The following is a 14,700-nucleotide window of genomic DNA, read 5'->3' as shown; positions in this document are numbered from 1 at the left end:
GGAAAATATCGACAAGGCGGTCGAGGCCGCCGCCCGCCGCAATGCCAATGGCAGCGGGGCGCGGCCATGACCGGCCTTGGACTGCTTACCCGCTCGTCTCAGATGGACGCTTCGCTGCGGCCATTGCGTCACGGAATGCTCGTGCCACGTAGTCTGGGCCTTGGTCCGATGTCCGTCCTGTTTCCACCAGCATGGCTCTCATTTCATTGGTCATCGCCATGATGTTTGACATAGACTCGGCGTGAGCAATGGCGGCCTCGATTCCAACTGGCTCCCCAGCCTTTTGCAAAAGATGTACCTGAAAGCGGTACACCTGTGCGACGATTTCGCCAACGTTGCCATTGGTGACGGGATCCACGCTCTCAAATTCCAGTCGGGCATCAGGATCGTAGATGGGAAGGACCCTATCATCGAGTTGCCGGAAGATAATTCCGGCACCGCGAGAGGGATTCGACATGTGGTTGAGATGATAGCTCTCGTTCTGTCGCAATGGGCCGAGGAACTCACCGCCCCCGCCGCGCTGGGCGATGGGTTGAACAATACGAAGGGCCGCCTTTAAGAGGGGATAGTCAACCACCGGGTGCGCGATTTTCCTCGTCATCGCGTCACCGAGGAAGCCCACGAGCCCCGCGAATTCACCGTCGATGTACCTTTCGACACGTTCCGGATGCCAAAAGCCACAGCCGCGAGAAAACGCATAATCGCTGGACGCGTTGAACAGGATGATATCATTCACCCTAAGGGCGAAGCTGCTGGGATGGTGCTGAAAGATCAGGCTGTCGATCCCAAAGCCGTTCAACCCTTTGCCGCTCCCATCGATCGTATACAAATAGAGCAGCCGATCCTTCTTACCTATCCTGTTGCCTACATGGAGATGAGGGTCGATCGTCTCCATGGTGCTCTGCAGGATGATCTGGCTAAGCCAAAGGCAGACGCGAACTTTGTCGAGCCAGTCGAGGAGAGCGAATGCCTGACGTGAGGTTATCGGCCTTCTGTCCAGCAGAGCCAGGACGATAGGCTTAACCGTCTCCTCAAGTGCGCCGTATTCAGAATTGCACGCCTTGCATGCGGGCATAACCAAGGCGGACCAAGCGAACTTAATCGGTTCGCCGGACTCTGGGTTGATGGCCATCGTCACCACTCGACTCGGATCGCCGGTTAGTTCGAGTAGCCATTTGGGCAGTACATGTTCTCGATTTTTGTTGGTCGCAGGTTGCCCGCAGAAGACGCACTGACGCCTCTTGAAGCTCCGTTGCTTGCTCATCCGGTAAAGCCCTTGCCGTGATTCTGGGTTCTGCTCGGCGAAACCCGCATCTTTCGCCAACCGGTAGTCAATGGCGGCCCGGCGGGAACTGACCTTGGTGAAGCTCTATGCGCATTACTGAGGCAGCCGCTATGGGGCGTCGGGGCGGGTTATCGTGAGCGCGCTCGTCTCGCTCGCTCATCAACCATGGGTTCATGGAGAGCGAAAATGCTATCAACGAATAGCCTTCGATTTTTTGGGGACAGCGAGCCCATCTGCAAAAGCGGACCTAGGGGAAATTGAAACACAGCCTCTCGAATAAGGCGTTCGATGGTTATGAAATGTTTCTGGAGATCGTCAGGAAAGTCGGCCGCCCGCAGTGGCAGAAGCCGCTCGGCAGCATAGTTGGCGCGATCTTCGTACTTCTTGGCTCCCCGCGCGAGCACAATCACGGAATCCCGCAATCGAAAAAATATGCTGGAATCGTTCGCCCATTCCTCCCGCGATCTTGCCATTCAGGTTCAAATTCCTCCGGCAACATCCATAAAGGGTATGCCGATTGTCTCGCACAGCGACTTCATGGAGGAAGCATGAGTGCCTGTGTCTGCTGACACCATCGCGCATTTTGGCATGGTTCCATTTTGCGCACAGTGCACGAGGGCGATCAGCGGCATCTTTTCATTTGCAGCTGCGTTCATCGGATGCCCCTGAGCAAGAACAAGTTCGGTCAGACTCACAGCCGCCGCATATACGTTGCCGTCGATCTCCAAGACCTCGATTTCCGACGCGCTGATTTCGTCGGCAAGCTCTTTGTCGAAATCTCTGACCTGATCGAATACCTCCTTTGAGATCACGACCCGTTCATCCTGTGCTCTGAGAAACAAATTCGCTTTCAGATTGCCGCCTGCTGCGCTGTGATACATGCAGCCCTCCAGATCAAGAACGAAATGGATATCCCCCTCTTTCGGCAAGCTATTGCCCCAACCGGTTCAGACCGATCTCGGCAATCTGCGATATCGTGGAAGGCTTGAGGTTTGTCAGCCGGTAGGCGTCATACTGGGAGATCGCTTTACTCTTGACCGCCCCGATGAGCATGTTTGGAAGGAGGTATCCAAATCGTGCGATCTGAGAACTGATCCCGCCGCCGCCACCCTCGCTCTCGTCCTCATCTTCCTCTTCTATGGGCGGCACCTTGGCGGGCAACGATGCCGACCATTTTGTGTAAAATTCGGTATCTATCCCAAGATCTGTGACCCGAAGCGCGGTGGCCTGCTTGCTGGCGCCAAACTGGCGGGAAAGGCTGTCCACAGCGGTTCTAACATCGCGATTCTTGACACGCGAATAGAATGCTTGAAACTCGTCCGACGGCATCATGACAGCTGCTGCGACGCTGTTGCAAAAACGTTCAAGTCGGTTGTTCAAGATGCTCGGGTCGGAAATGCCTGTCGACCCGGTGACGACGTGAACGGCCTCATGGAGTAACGTGAACAGTTTCGTCGCTGGCCGCTGACCGGACGTATTGACAAAGATCACTGGGAATTCACGCGGCATGGCGTAGCAAAATCCCCGGAAAGCGTCGCTCACCCGGTCGCAGAGAACAATTATCCCGCTAGATTCCAGCGAAACGCGCGTTTCGCGGAAAGTATCTTTCGGATCGACAGCACCGCTGGGACGCCTCACCGGTCTATACAGTGCCGAAATCAAGGCGATCGCCCGATCAGTATCTCCTACACGGACTGTGCCCACATTCTGAAAGCGCGCATCCTGATCGAACGTGTCGTCTGCCAGATAGTTTGTAATTGAGCGCGTTCGAGCAAGGCGAGCCAATCCGGATGAGGTCAGAACCGCTGGCCGATTTCCTGCGGTCCGGAAATCCGGGATGTTAGTGTCGACCTCAACGTCATCGGAAAACAAAGACTGAATCGGAACTGCAAGGGATTTGGCCACAGAAAACGCCATGCGCTTGCTGATGGCTGTGGGCGCAGTTTCAATTTGCGATATGGTCGCCAGGGGAATGTTCGCCTCGATTGCCACTGCTTCTTGTGACATCTGGCGAGCCTTGCGAATCTTGGCGACAGCGCTTGGATGGGGGATCAGGGTAAATGCCATTTCAATCAGCAACCACAGAGTGTTTCCGTCTGAATGAGTTCTCGGGTCTTTTACAATTGGCCTTTGGCCTCAATTTGGCGCTGCCAATTCTTCGTGAGTTCAGCATCCTGCCGCGCCTTCCGATCACACGTCGACTTACGGCAATCGAGCAACTGATCGGCTTTAGGAAATATGCAAGCGCGACCGTTACTGCCGATTTAAGAAAAAGAATAGAAGCCGCAAAGCGTCAGGTCATAATAATTGATGGAGGTCTAAAAAACTGGATCAATGGCTGCGCGGTGGGCACATTCTTCTTCGCGCTCACAGCGCTCTATTTTTCATTCTATGCCGCGCTGGACACGTCCTGCATGGGTCGCAGTTTGTCGTTCGCCGCAACAATAATCCATTTTGTCCCCCTCCCAGTAGCAATGTTCATTCTGTTCCTCCGGACCCGCACTGTCTACGGGGAGTTATCAACAGATGTGGCGGCGATCAAGGAAGACGCCATAAGCAAATAGCGGCCCCCAGCCGCAGGGCGCCTTCACGGTGGCGTCTTCTGGCGATTAGGCCGCGTTGTAGCGCGCGGCTGACTTGCGCCTGCGCGGCGATCTTGGCGCGCGTCAAGCCGCGCGACTCGATGCCCCGCAATCATGACGGCGAAGGAACCGGATTGCGGCATGGCCCCAAAATGCCACTGTAATGGAAAGGAAAAGGCCCCAGAAAGGCCCCAATTTCCCGGTTTCGCGTCGTTGCTAGCTTCCCCGGATTTCAAATAAGCCCTATTTTTCAAGGGCTTATTTGGTCGGAGTGGCCGGATTCGAACCGACGACCCCTTGACCCCCAGTCAAGTGCGCTACCGGGCTGCGCTACACTCCGGACCGGTCGCGATGTATCGTGATAGACCGGGTCCGGTCAACCGAATTCGGCTGCTGTCCTGCCCGAAGCAACAGTAGTTGCAGCTGCCGGTCGCCGCGCCGCCCGCAACTGCCACTGATGGCGGTATTCGAGCGCGATGGCGCCCCAGATCAGCCCGAGCAGCAGGTAGACATGCCGCCAGTGATCGATGTCGATGAAGGTGCCGAGCCCGATATTGCCGATGAAGGCGACATAGGCGCATAGGAGATAAGGTTGCCAGGGCCGGTCGCGCAGCAGAATGCGGAAGCCGGCGGCGATCGTCCAGCACGTCAGCGTCAGGAACGACACGAAGCCGAGCCAGCCGTAATCCATCAGCATCTTCAGCCAGATGTCGTGCGTGTCCTCGCCGAAGATCTTGCCGAAGACGAGCGGGCCGATGCCGAACGGATGCTCCAGTGCCATCTGAAAGCCGATCGTGTAGCGGGCGAAGCGGCCGAGGCGGGCGGTGTCGTAGCTTTGTTCGAGTTGGGCGCGGTTCGAGAACATCTCCGCCACGCCCGGCAGCTGCAGGATGACGATCATTGCAACGACCAGCAGCGCGACGGCGGCGATGGTCATGACGACGACGCGCAGCCGGAACTTGCCGCTGGCGCTCTGCAGGAACAAGGCCCCGGTCAGCAGAATCGCCGAAACGGCGAACATGCCCCAGGCGCCGCGCGAAAAGGAAAAGAAAATGCCGGCGGTGATGATCAGCAGCGGCAACGCCAATAGCGGCATGCGCGCGATCGAACCCGTAAGTAGCAGATAGAGCAGGTAGATGCCCGGCAGCACCAGGAACGGCCCGAACACGTTCGGGTCCTGGAAGGCGCCGGCGGCACGGTCGTATTTGGTGAAGATCTCCGCTCCTGGAAAGGCATGGAAATAGCCGGCAATGCCGACCAGCGAAGTCAGCACTGCCGACACCACATAGGCGACGAAGATCACCCGGTAGAGACTGGGCTGGACGGCAGTGACCGAAGCGAAGAAAACCGCGGTGAGGGCCAGGAACAGCGAGACGGCGAGATAGAGCGGCGTGCCGGCGAGGTCCGACATCTGCGTCATCGAGATCATACCGCCGACGTTCATGATCACCAGCAGCACGAGCAGCGGCACCGCCGCGCGCTGGATGCGCAGGCCGAACAAGGGCCACACCACGATCAGCCCGATCATATAGAGGTCGTATGGCGCCGGCTCGGCAATGACGAAACCAGATAGGAAGACGCCGAGGAAAACCGCCCCCGACGCAATCAGGGCGATCAGCTTGGCGTTGACCGCTGCCGCCGGCAATTCGTAGGCCATCGCGCTCAATACGCGTTTTCCGTGTTGAGCAGGCGGATCGGCGTCAGGAACAGGATTCTCAGATCGAACAGCAGCGACCAGTTCTCGATATAATAGAGGTCGTATTCCGTGCGCATGCGGATCTTCTCGTTGGTGTCCATCTCGCCGCGCCAGCCATTGATCTGAGCCCAGCCGGTCACGCCGGGCTTGACCTTGTGGCGGGCGAAATAGCCGTCGACCACCTCATTGTAGAGAAGGTTGTGCGACTGCGCGGCAATGGCGTGCGGGCGCGGCCCGACCAGCGACAGAGAACCGAACAGCGAATTGAAGAACTGCGGCAATTCGTCGATAGAGGTCTTGCGGATGAAGCGGCCGACGCGGGTGACGCGCGGATCGTTCTTGGTCACGGTCTGCTTCGCCGTCGGGTCCGCCTTGTCGGTGTACATCGACCGGAACTTGTAGACCTCGATGATCTCGTTGTTGAAGCCGTGCCGCTTCTGGTGGAACAGCACCGGCCCCTTGCTGTCGAGTTTGATCGCGATCGCGGTCGCCAGCATCACCGGCGAGAACACGATGATGCCGATGATCGAAAAGACGATGTCGAAGGCGCGTTTCGCGACCGAATCCCAGTCGTTGATCGGCTTGTCGAAAATATCGAGCATCGGCACCGAGCCGATGTAGGAATAGGCGCGCGGCCTGAACTGCAGCGCATTCGAATGCGCCGACAGCCGGATGTCGACCGGCAGCACCCACAGCTTCTTCAATAATTGCAGCACGCGCGATTCGGCGGTCAGCGGCAGCGAAACGATCAGCATATCGATGCGCGCGATGCGGGCAAATTCGATGAGCTCGGAAATCGTGCCGAGTTTGGGATAGCCGGCGACAACCGGCGGCGAACGCTTGTCACCACGGTCGTCGAAGATGCCGCAGATGCGGATGTCGTTGTAGGGCTGCTTTTCGACTGAGCGGATCAGCACCTCCGCCGCCTTTCCGCCGCCGACGATGACGGCGCGGCGCTCCATGCGCCCGTCGCGCGCCCAGCGCCGGATCAGCTTCGACATCACCAGCCTGAGACCCAGGATCAGCACGAAGCCAATAACGAACCACGTGCCGAAGAGCAGGCGCGAATAGTCTTCCGACATTTTCATGGTGAAGGCGGTGAGCGCCATCAAGGCGAAGGTTCCGGCCCAAACCAGCAGAAGACGGCCGAAATTGGCGATCGGCCGCATCAGCGCGACGATCTGGTAGCAGTCGGTGACGTCGAGCAGAACGACCGCGAGGAACGAGGTGGCGGCGATCGTCAGCGAGTATTGCCAGGCAAGATAGTTGAAAAAGCCGACATAATAGAAATAGACGGCAAGACCTGACACCAACAGCAGCGCGAATTCCACCATGCGCAGGACGCCGCTCACCATGATCGGCGACATCGTATCGCGCCGGTATTGCGAGGCGACCTGACGGGCGACGTCGTTCATGCCGCCGGCCGTGTTGTTCTCGGCAGGGGCGTCGAATTTGCGCACCGCGTCTAGCGAAAAACGGCGCGCGGGGTCGATTTCGTTCATGGGGCGTCCGTAGGTTTCCCTCAGGTGAATAGCAAAAGAGAGCTAAGAAACCCTTGAAACAACAGATGGCTTTGGAGACGCTTTCACCGGGAGCATTTTGCGGCCGAGTGGAAATCAGTTGCTCTACTGTCTGAGCGCGGCGAAATAGGCCTTTTCGATTTCGGTGGCCATTACATTGGCGCCGAAGCGTGCCTTGAGGTCGGCGGCGCCGGGCATCAGGCCTTTGTAGGCGTCAAGATCGGCCAGCGCAGCGCTTATCTTGTTGCCAAGTTCGCGCGGGTCGGGCCGGATCAGGGCAGGGGAGCCGGTGCCGAAGATTTCCGGTATGCCGCCGACCGATGTCGCGATCAGCGGCTTGCCGGCGGCGAGCGTTTCCAGAACGATATAGGGCATGGCTTCCGCGCGCGAGGGAACGACGACCAGTTCGGCCAGCGCGAAGGCGAGCCTGGCTGGCATCGGCGGCAGGAAGCTGACGTCGAGGCCGAGCTGATTTACCTGGGCGCGATAGCGCGGCAGGTCGTCGCCGTCGCCGACCATCAGCGCTTTCAATGGGCGGCCGAGTCGTGTTGCGGCTAGCCCCAGCGCATCGATGAAGATGTCCGGGCCTTTGAGGTCGCGCATCATGCCGATATAGAGGAGGTCAACCGCATTGTGTTCGGTCCGCACCGGCTCGAACTCGGCGGCGCGCAGGCCGTTGTGGACGAGCGCGTTCGGAATGGGCGGCTCGCCGACCTTCCTGCGATAAGTTCGCCGCTCATAATCGGAAACAAACAGCAGGCAATCGGTGAAGCGAGCCATGAAGCGCTCGAGGGCGAAGAACAGCTTCCCCATGGCGGTGGTCTCGTCATAGTGGAGCGAACCGCCATGCGGCGAATAGAGGCGGGCTACGCGAGACCTGGATACCCGCAACAATGAGCCGAACAGACGGGCATAGGCGCCACCTTTGGCGCCATGCCCGTGCAGCACGTCCGGCCGCAATTCTTTTATGATCCTATAGGTGCGCCGGGCCGACGCGAGATCGCCTGGCCCGACATGCCGCTGCATCGGCGTGCGGTGAATGCCGAGTGCCAGGCTGCCTTTCATCTGTTCGAACAGCCGTTCCTCGAAATCACCGCCCGTCGTCGAATCGCAGACAATGCCGACGGCATGGCCGGCGGCGACCTGAGCCTCGGTCAGGTCGCGCACATGCCGGAAGATGCCTCCGACCGGTGAGCGAAAGCAGTGGACGATCCTGAGTGTGTCCGCCACTTGGTCAGCACATCAAAACAGGCGTTCGCGAACGTAGACTGTATCGCCGGGCAGTAGCGGGTCGGAGGTCACCACGCGTCCGGTTATCACCTTGCCGTTGATGTCGCGGGTAATGTCGACGCTTTCTTGGTTGGCGCGCGGCGTGAATCCGCCGGCGATGGCGATGGCTTTCTGCACGGTCAGGCCCGGAACATAGGAATACTGGCCCGCCGCACCCACTTCACCCATGACGAAGATCGGCCGGTAGCGATCGATTTCGACCGAAACGTCAGGATCGCGCAAATAGCCCTGGCGCAGTTTCTCGGCGATCTCGCCCTCGAGTTGCTGGGCGGTGTGGCCGCGCGCCGGCACGTTGCCTACGAGCGGCAGCGAGAGATAGCCGGACTGGTCGACGCTGTAGGTGTTGGTCAATCCGTCCTGCTCGAATACGGTGACGCGGACGCGGTCGCCGGCACCGAGGCGATAGGGCTGGTCGAGCACTTCATGGAAGGCAGCCGGCGTCGGCCGGTAGCTGGAGCAGCCCGAAAGCATCGATACGGCAAGCAGCGCGCGGAAAAGGGGAGCAGTGCTTTTCATGAGCGGACACGTACCTTTGAATAGCCGGCGACTCTGCGGCAAACCTTAACGATCGAGCTCGGTTATCATCCTGTTAGGGTTAATGGCCGGTAAAGGCGCAGGGCCGATGCGGGGCGGATCGATAAATGCAGATGGTTTTCAGCCTCTTGTTTGCGGCTTGTCAGTAAAACCTAACAGGTGCTTACCGCCATATTAACAACTGAGTTACCATAGTTGTTTACGCTGCACCCTGACTCAGTACCGGAGCAGGGATGCATGTCCGTTCAATCCGCGGCCGCAGATGTCGACGTCGATCTCAGGCAGCTTTTCGCCAGCCTGGCGCGAAACTGGCTGCGCATCCTTGTCGTCGCGCTGGTTGTAACCGGCCTGGCCTTTGCGCTCGCCTGGCTTGCAACGCCCGAATACAAGGCGGCAGCCAAGCTGGAGATCGGACCTCGCGAATCGGAGTTCACGCGGCCAGCCGGTGCCAACGACAACGAGAGGTCGATTCCCGACGAAGAGGCTGTGGCCACCGAGGTCCAGATCATTTCGTCCCCTGACATCCTCAAACAGGTGGCGGCGAAGCTCAACCTCGCGAAATTGCCCGAATTCGACGAGACGCTGAAGATGTCGGCCCTGAGCCGCGCCCTTGTCCTCGTTGGTTTGAAAAGCGATCCCTTCGAGATTCCGCTGGAAGAGCGCGTGCTGGACGCAATGCATGAGAAGCTCAACGTCTATGGCGTTGAAAAAACCCGCGCGATCGCAATCGAGTTCTCGTCAGAGGATCCAAAGCTTGCCGCCGCGATCCCGAACGCCATTGCAAACGCCTATATCGCCTCCAAGGGCAATGCCAAGCTCGAATCGAATTCCGCCGCCACCGACTTTCTGGCGCCGGAAATCGCCGACTTGCAGAATCGGGTGAAGGAGGCGGAAGCCAAGGTTGCCGCATTCCGTGGGCAGTCCGATCTTTTGATGGGCGGCAACAATTCGGTGCTTGCCACTCAGCAGCTGTCTGAATTGTCGAGCGAACTGTCACGGGTGCGCGCCAACCGCGCTTCGGCGGAAGCGACCGCTGACAGCGTGCGCAGGGCGCTGCGCAATGGCGGCTCGCTGGACGCCGTGCCGGAGGTATTGTCTTCCGACCTGATCCAGCGCCTGCGCGAGCGGCAAGTCGAACTCAAGAACAACATCGCCGACCTCTCCACCACCTTGCTCGACAATCATCCGCGCATCCGCGCGCTGAAGTCGCAGCTCGCCGATCTCGACCGCCAGATTCGCAACGAAGCGGAAAAGATCATGAAGGGTCTGATGGCGCAGGCCGATACGGCGAAGGCGCGAGAGGCTCAACTTGTGGCCGACGTCAACACGCTGAAGGCGGAGTCCGCCCGCGCCGGCGAAGAGCAGGTGGAACTCGATGCGCTGCAGCGTGACGCCGCGACCAAGCGCCAGCAGCTCGATCTCTATTCGTCCAGCTATCTCCAGGCCGCCGCACGCAAGGATCGCAACTACCTGCCTGTCGACGCTCGCGTATTTTCGAAGGCCCAGGTGCCGACCGAACCCTATTTCCCCAAGATTGGTCCGATTGTCGGTGCGGCCTTTGTCGGTTCGTTGCTGCTCATGGCGATTGTCACGCTGCTGCAGGAACTGTTTTCCGGCCGCGCCATGCGTCCGGCCGCCGGCGCCCATTTCGAGCACATCGAGCAGGTTGCGATGCCGGCTGCCCAGGCCGAACGCGTAATTGCCCAGCCCGACCCGCCGGTTGCCCGGCCCGAACCGGCAGTCGCCGAGATCGATGAGACCGACGACGACGGTATCATTGAAACCAAAGTGGAGCCGGAACCCGTCGCGGTGGCGGAAGCGGCTGCCGAGAAAATCGAACCGGAGTACTCTGAAATGGCTGCTGGAGACGTTGAAGCGGAACGTTCTACCCTCGGCGAGGTCGACGTCGACAAGGCCACGGAAAAACTGATCGCCACTGGTGCCGCACGCGCCATATTCGTGTCGCCGGAAGGTGACGAGGCGGCCGCCTCGGCGGTGCTGGTGGCGCGCGCAGTCTCCGACGCTGGGTTGCGCGTGCTGCTGCTTGATCTCACCGCTTCGGGTGCTGCCTCGCGGCCGATGCTGGACAGCGGGCTGTTTCCGGGCATCACCGATCTGCTAGCCTCGCAAGCGCAGTTCAGCGATGTGATCCACCCCGATCTCTATTCGGACTGCCACGTTATTCCCGTCGGCACAGCCGATCCGGTCCGTGCCATGCGCGCCGCCGACCGGCTGCCGATCATCATGCAGTCGCTGACCACCGCCTATGATCTGGTCGTGGTCGAATGCGGACCGGCCGACGCGCAAGGCATCAGCCGCCTGGTGGGCGAGGGCACCGAGGTCTTGCTCTCCATGCTGGAGCCGGACGACGAGGTGGCGCAGGCTGCGGTCGCGCTCATCGAGAGCGGCTATCCCGACCTGACGCTGGTGACGCCGATCGGCCATGTGGCGCCGGGACCGATGCCGGGACGGCGCTCGGCGGCCTGAGACGGTTTTCTCAATCGAAATCAGCTGTCGTTTTCGCCTGCGACCGGCGCTGTCTGCCCAACTGCCTTGCGGCGCAGCAGCTTGGTCAGCTTCCAGACTGTCGGGCTGTGCTTGATGAACGCCTTCAGGCGCGCGCCGTGCCTGAGCGCAAGCGCCAGCGCGCGACCTTTCAGCGTCAGCGGAACCAGGACCTCGAAATGCTGCGTTTCGACATCGCACCACAATCGCTTGTAGGGTTCGTCACCGACCGAGAAATCATAGATTTCGAAACCCGCCTCGCAGGCTTCCTGGATGTTGTCGAAGAACAGGAAGTCGCCCGGGCTGGTGTGGGCGAGGTCGTCCTCGGCGATCGCCCCGAATTCGCAGATCAGCCGCTTGCCCGAACGGCTCGAGCCGGTGACCGCACGAAGCTTGCCGGCGACTTCCAGTCCATGCAGCACGAAGGACGGGTTTTCCTCTTGAAGCGCCTCGGTAAACAGGGAGCGGAAAAAAGCGCGCACCTCCGCTTCACCGAAAACATTGGCGATGCCCATCTTGCGGAAGCGGAATTCCTTCATCTCGAAAAAGGCGTCGAGCAGCCTGTTCACCTCGTCCGCAGTCCTCGCCTCGATGCGGCGATGGCTGCCGACGGCCTCGAACTTGCGCGCCTGCGAGCGATGCTTCTTGCGCCTGCGCTTGCCGCTCACGCGGGTGAGCAGTGCATCAAACCCTCCCACAAGACCGGCAGCCAGCGACAGATTGGGGCTCGAAAAATGCGGCAAAGCGGAGAGCGGGTTGGCAACGCCGTCGAGATCGGGCAGCAGCCGCTCCAGCGCGACAAGATCGATGTCGCGCCGCGCCTTGGCAATCGCAGCCAGCATCGAACGGATCGCCGCGATATCGGCATTCGCCAGCCATTGCGGGTCGGCGGCGGCAAAATTGCCGTTGGCATGGCGGCTGCCCATGAAGCGGGCAACGCGGAATGCTCCGCTGCGGGTGACCTCCAGCGCCAGCGAGAAAACCGGCCTGTCGTCGGCGCGCAGCGTCGCAACGACAACGTCGGCGCCGGTATGTGCGGCCCAGTTCAGGATCCAGCCTGCGCTCTGCGCCGGGGCAAATAGCGCCGAACAGCAGAATTCGGCATACGCCGCCAGCGCCGCACTATCGGCAACCGAGGTCGACAGGCCGGCTTTGTCGGCCGGCAAGGCACACGGCGACGCCTCGCTGACTGCCAGCCGATTGCCGTCAAATGACGCGGTGGCGTCAACCATACCTCAATCCTTAGGGCGTATTCGTCGCGATTGGAGGTCCGCGCAGGGGCATTTCCATGCTTGATGAGCCTAGGCGCAAAAGGTGAATGAATGATCGACGGGGGCGAGGCAATCCGCAAACTGGCGCTCAATCTCGCCCGCTATTCCGGTCTCGCGCCTCTGGCCAAGCCGTTTATCGGCGGCATCGGCGCCATCCTGATGCTGCATCGGGTCACCGCGACGCCGGAAAAGCCGAACGGCGTCAACCGCCACTTGAACATCGCGCCCGGGTTTCTCGATGCCGTGATCGCCGACATGAAGGCGAACGGCTACAAGTTCGTCACGCTAGACGAGGCGATCGAGCGCATCAAGGCCGGCGACAAGGACGGCCAGTTCGCGACGATCACCGCCGACGACGCCTATCGAGACAACATGACCGAGGCGCTGCCGGTGCTGGAGAAGCACGGCGCGGCGATCACCATCTACGTCGCGCCGGGACTGATCGACGGTGCTGCCGATTTGTGGTGGGACGTGGTCGAGGACATCGTCAATGCGCGCGATCGCCTGACGCTGACGACGCCGGACGGCCCGGTGACGGTCGACTGCTCGAGTCCGGGAAAAAAGGTCCAGGCCAATGCGCGCCTGCACGCCTATCTGACGCTGAAGGTGCGCGAGCAGGATCAGCGTGCGGTGTTGCGCGATCTGGCGCGTTCGAACGGCATCGAGTTGGATGGGCTGCGCCCGAGCACGCTGATGAATTGGGACGAGATCCGCACCATGGCCGCGCACCCGCTGGTGACGATCGGCGCGCATAGCGTCAATCATTGCAATCTGAAGCGGCTTTCCGAGAGCGACGCGCGGCATGAGATCGGCGACGTCAAGCGCATATTGCAGGCCAAACTCGGCGAGGCGCCGCACCATTTCGCCTATCCCTACGGTTATGCCAGCGCCGTCGGCCGCCGCGAAGTAGGCCTTGTCCGCGGTGCCGGCTATGCCTCGGCGGTGACGACCCGCCACGGCATACTCCGCGCCGAGCATGCCGGCTTCCTGCATGCCCTACCGCGCATTTCGGTCAATGGCCGCTATCAGAGCGTCGCCCACATCCGAACCATGTTGTCGGGCGTGACGACGCCGCTGGCCAATGCCGGCAAGATGGTGGTGACAATCTAGCTGTGGCCTCGGCCCTTCGGCCGCGGCTCCAGGATCAGCCATTTGATGATACCCATTGCCGGCAGCACCCACAAAAGCCCGCTGAGCAGGAAGAAGATAAAGTGCGTCAGGGGCCCGGACTGCGACAGCTGCGCAACCGCCACGATTGAGGCGACCAGCGCATAGACGACGACCAGCACAACCAGCAGGAAGCTTCCGATCAGCTTTTTCAGGCGAATGGGCATGGCGCGATCTCGTTGATCGCTATCGCTTAGGCCGAACAGCCGATACGCGCAACCCGCCAGAAACGGCGCGACGGCGTGCCGCGCCGCCCGGCCTTGCAAGCCGGGTTGCGATGGTTCACCAATCCGCGACTTCAACTGCCGGGGCAAACCCATGGCTGCTGCCATATCCGACGCCGCGCCTTTCGCGGCCCGCGATCGCGACCTTCGCAACCGTGCGCTGGTGCGCGGTTGGCTCTATGTCGTGCTCCTGGTGCTGTTTGCGCTGGTGCTGGTCGGCGGCGCCACAAGGCTCACCGATTCCGGCCTGTCGATCACCGAATGGCAGCCGATCCATGGCGTCATCCCGCCGCTCAATGATGCCGAGTGGCAGGAGGAGTTTCAGCGCTACCAGCAGATCCCGCAGTATGCCGAACTCAACAAGGGCATGAGCATCGAGGCGTTCAAGTCGATCTTCTGGTGGGAATGGGTGCACCGCATCCTGGCGCGCAGTGTCGGGGTGGTTTTCGCCTTGCCGCTGCTGTTCTTCTGGGTGACGCGGCGCATCGAGCGCGGCCTCGGCACGAAATTGCTGGGCATTCTCCTTCTCGGCGGCCTGCAGGGCGCGATAGGCTGGTGGATGGTGGCGTCCGGGCTGGCCGACCGGGTTTCGGTCAGCCAGTACCGGCTGGCGACACATCTGACGC

General features: G+C 60.6%; 13 protein-coding genes and 1 tRNA gene. 4 read left to right on the top strand and 10 right to left on the bottom strand.

Going from position 1 to position 14,700, the window contains the following annotated elements; genetic code table 11:
* Positions 1-85: 85 nt before the first annotated feature.
* From NKJ94_RS12195 to NKJ94_RS12185, 3 genes are all read right to left on the bottom strand, one after another.
* Positions 86-1,324: a hypothetical protein gene (locus tag NKJ94_RS12195; protein ID WP_352525247.1), complete on the bottom strand. Its 1,239-nt coding sequence runs from the start codon at positions 1,322-1,324 to the stop codon at positions 86-88.
* 440 nt (positions 1,325-1,764) lie between these two features.
* Positions 1,765-2,166, bottom strand: a complete 402-nt coding sequence (locus NKJ94_RS12190; RefSeq protein ID WP_352525246.1) for a hypothetical protein — start codon at positions 2,164-2,166, stop codon at positions 1,765-1,767.
* Positions 2,167-2,215: 49 nt separating this feature from the next.
* Positions 2,216-3,364: an ImmA/IrrE family metallo-endopeptidase gene (locus tag NKJ94_RS12185; RefSeq protein ID WP_352525245.1), complete on the bottom strand. Its 1,149-nt coding sequence runs from the start codon at positions 3,362-3,364 to the stop codon at positions 2,216-2,218.
* Here NKJ94_RS12185 and NKJ94_RS12180 point away from each other — a divergent pair.
* Entirely contained in the window at positions 3,346-3,849 is a 504-nt protein-coding gene (locus NKJ94_RS12180) for a hypothetical protein (protein WP_352525243.1), read from the top strand. The two genes, NKJ94_RS12185 and NKJ94_RS12180, sit on opposite strands and share 19 nt — an antisense overlap.
* Before the next feature lie 281 nt (positions 3,850-4,130).
* On the opposite strand, the gene NKJ94_RS12175 is transcribed toward NKJ94_RS12180, so the two are convergent.
* The 5 genes from NKJ94_RS12175 to NKJ94_RS12155 all read right to left on the bottom strand — a co-directional run bounded on the left by NKJ94_RS12175 (position 4,131) and on the right by NKJ94_RS12155 (position 8,889).
* Positions 4,131-4,207, bottom strand: a tRNA-Pro gene (locus NKJ94_RS12175).
* Between the two features lie 36 nt (positions 4,208-4,243).
* Positions 4,244-5,533, bottom strand: coding sequence for an O-antigen ligase family protein (locus NKJ94_RS12170; RefSeq protein ID WP_352525242.1), 1,290 nt, complete (start codon positions 5,531-5,533; stop codon positions 4,244-4,246).
* Positions 5,530-7,065 carry an undecaprenyl-phosphate glucose phosphotransferase gene (locus NKJ94_RS12165; RefSeq protein WP_352525240.1) on the bottom strand — a complete coding sequence of 512 codons (1,536 nt, stop codon included), beginning with the start codon at positions 7,063-7,065 and terminating at the stop codon, positions 5,530-5,532. Before NKJ94_RS12165 ends, NKJ94_RS12170 begins: the two co-directional genes overlap by 4 nt.
* A 123-nt stretch (positions 7,066-7,188) precedes the next feature.
* Complete coding sequence (locus NKJ94_RS12160) at positions 7,189-8,313, bottom strand: glycosyltransferase family 4 protein (protein ID WP_352525239.1); 1,125 nt, start codon at positions 8,311-8,313, stop codon at positions 7,189-7,191.
* Between the two features lie 12 nt (positions 8,314-8,325).
* Positions 8,326-8,889 carry a polysaccharide biosynthesis/export family protein gene (locus tag NKJ94_RS12155; RefSeq protein WP_352525237.1) on the bottom strand — a complete coding sequence of 188 codons (564 nt, stop codon included), beginning with the start codon at positions 8,887-8,889 and terminating at the stop codon, positions 8,326-8,328.
* Positions 8,890-9,144: 255 nt separating this feature from the next.
* On the opposite strand from NKJ94_RS12155, the gene NKJ94_RS12150 reads away from it, so the two are divergent.
* Positions 9,145-11,394: a GumC family protein gene (locus NKJ94_RS12150; protein WP_352525236.1), complete on the top strand. Its 2,250-nt coding sequence runs from the start codon at positions 9,145-9,147 to the stop codon at positions 11,392-11,394.
* Positions 11,395-11,414: 20 nt separating this feature from the next.
* Here the strand turns inward: NKJ94_RS12150 and NKJ94_RS12145 are convergent, their stop codons facing one another.
* The gene (locus NKJ94_RS12145; protein WP_352525234.1) at positions 11,415-12,644 is read right to left on the bottom strand and encodes a GNAT family N-acetyltransferase; all 1,230 of its coding nucleotides are present in this window, start codon (positions 12,642-12,644) and stop codon (positions 11,415-11,417) included.
* A gap of 90 nt (positions 12,645-12,734) precedes the next feature.
* Between NKJ94_RS12145 and NKJ94_RS12140 the strand changes: the two genes are divergently transcribed.
* Entirely contained in the window at positions 12,735-13,793 is a 1,059-nt protein-coding gene (locus NKJ94_RS12140; RefSeq protein WP_352525232.1) for a polysaccharide deacetylase family protein, read from the top strand.
* Here the strand turns inward: NKJ94_RS12140 and NKJ94_RS12135 are convergent.
* Positions 13,790-14,017: a DUF2842 domain-containing protein gene (locus NKJ94_RS12135; protein WP_352525230.1), complete on the bottom strand. Its 228-nt coding sequence runs from the start codon at positions 14,015-14,017 to the stop codon at positions 13,790-13,792. The two genes, NKJ94_RS12140 and NKJ94_RS12135, sit on opposite strands and share 4 nt — an antisense overlap.
* A gap of 151 nt (positions 14,018-14,168) precedes the next feature.
* Between NKJ94_RS12135 and NKJ94_RS12130 the strand changes: the two genes are divergently transcribed.
* Positions 14,169-14,700, top strand: a 532-nt coding sequence (locus NKJ94_RS12130; RefSeq protein ID WP_352525229.1) for a COX15/CtaA family protein, incomplete at its 3' end; no start/stop codon positions are given.

This window comes from Mesorhizobium sp. M0060 (assembly GCF_040323155.1).
Lineage (GTDB): Bacteria > Pseudomonadota > Alphaproteobacteria > Rhizobiales > Rhizobiaceae > Mesorhizobium.
Note: the sequence above shows the minus strand (reverse complement) of the source record. Positions and strands in the feature narration are given on the sequence as shown.

Bases quoted from the DNA above. Each gene is read 5' to 3' on its own strand.
- NKJ94_RS12190 (WP_352525246.1), bottom strand. From the start codon at position 2,166: ATGTATCACAGCGCAGCAGGCGGCAATCTGAAAGCGAATTTGTTTCTC.
- NKJ94_RS12180 (WP_352525243.1), top strand. From the start codon at position 3,346: ATGCCATTTCAATCAGCAACCACAGAGTGTTTCCGTCTGAATGAGTTC.
- NKJ94_RS12165 (WP_352525240.1), bottom strand. From the start codon at position 7,065: ATGAACGAAATCGACCCCGCGCGCCGTTTTTCGCTAGACGCGGTGCGC.
- NKJ94_RS12155 (WP_352525237.1), bottom strand. From the start codon at position 8,889: ATGAAAAGCACTGCTCCCCTTTTCCGCGCGCTGCTTGCCGTATCGATG.
- NKJ94_RS12150 (WP_352525236.1), top strand. From the start codon at position 9,145: ATGTCCGTTCAATCCGCGGCCGCAGATGTCGACGTCGATCTCAGGCAG.
- NKJ94_RS12145 (WP_352525234.1), bottom strand. From the start codon at position 12,644: ATGGTTGACGCCACCGCGTCATTTGACGGCAATCGGCTGGCAGTCAGC.
- NKJ94_RS12140 (WP_352525232.1), top strand. From the start codon at position 12,735: ATGATCGACGGGGGCGAGGCAATCCGCAAACTGGCGCTCAATCTCGCC.
- NKJ94_RS12135 (WP_352525230.1), bottom strand. From the start codon at position 14,017: ATGCCCATTCGCCTGAAAAAGCTGATCGGAAGCTTCCTGCTGGTTGTG.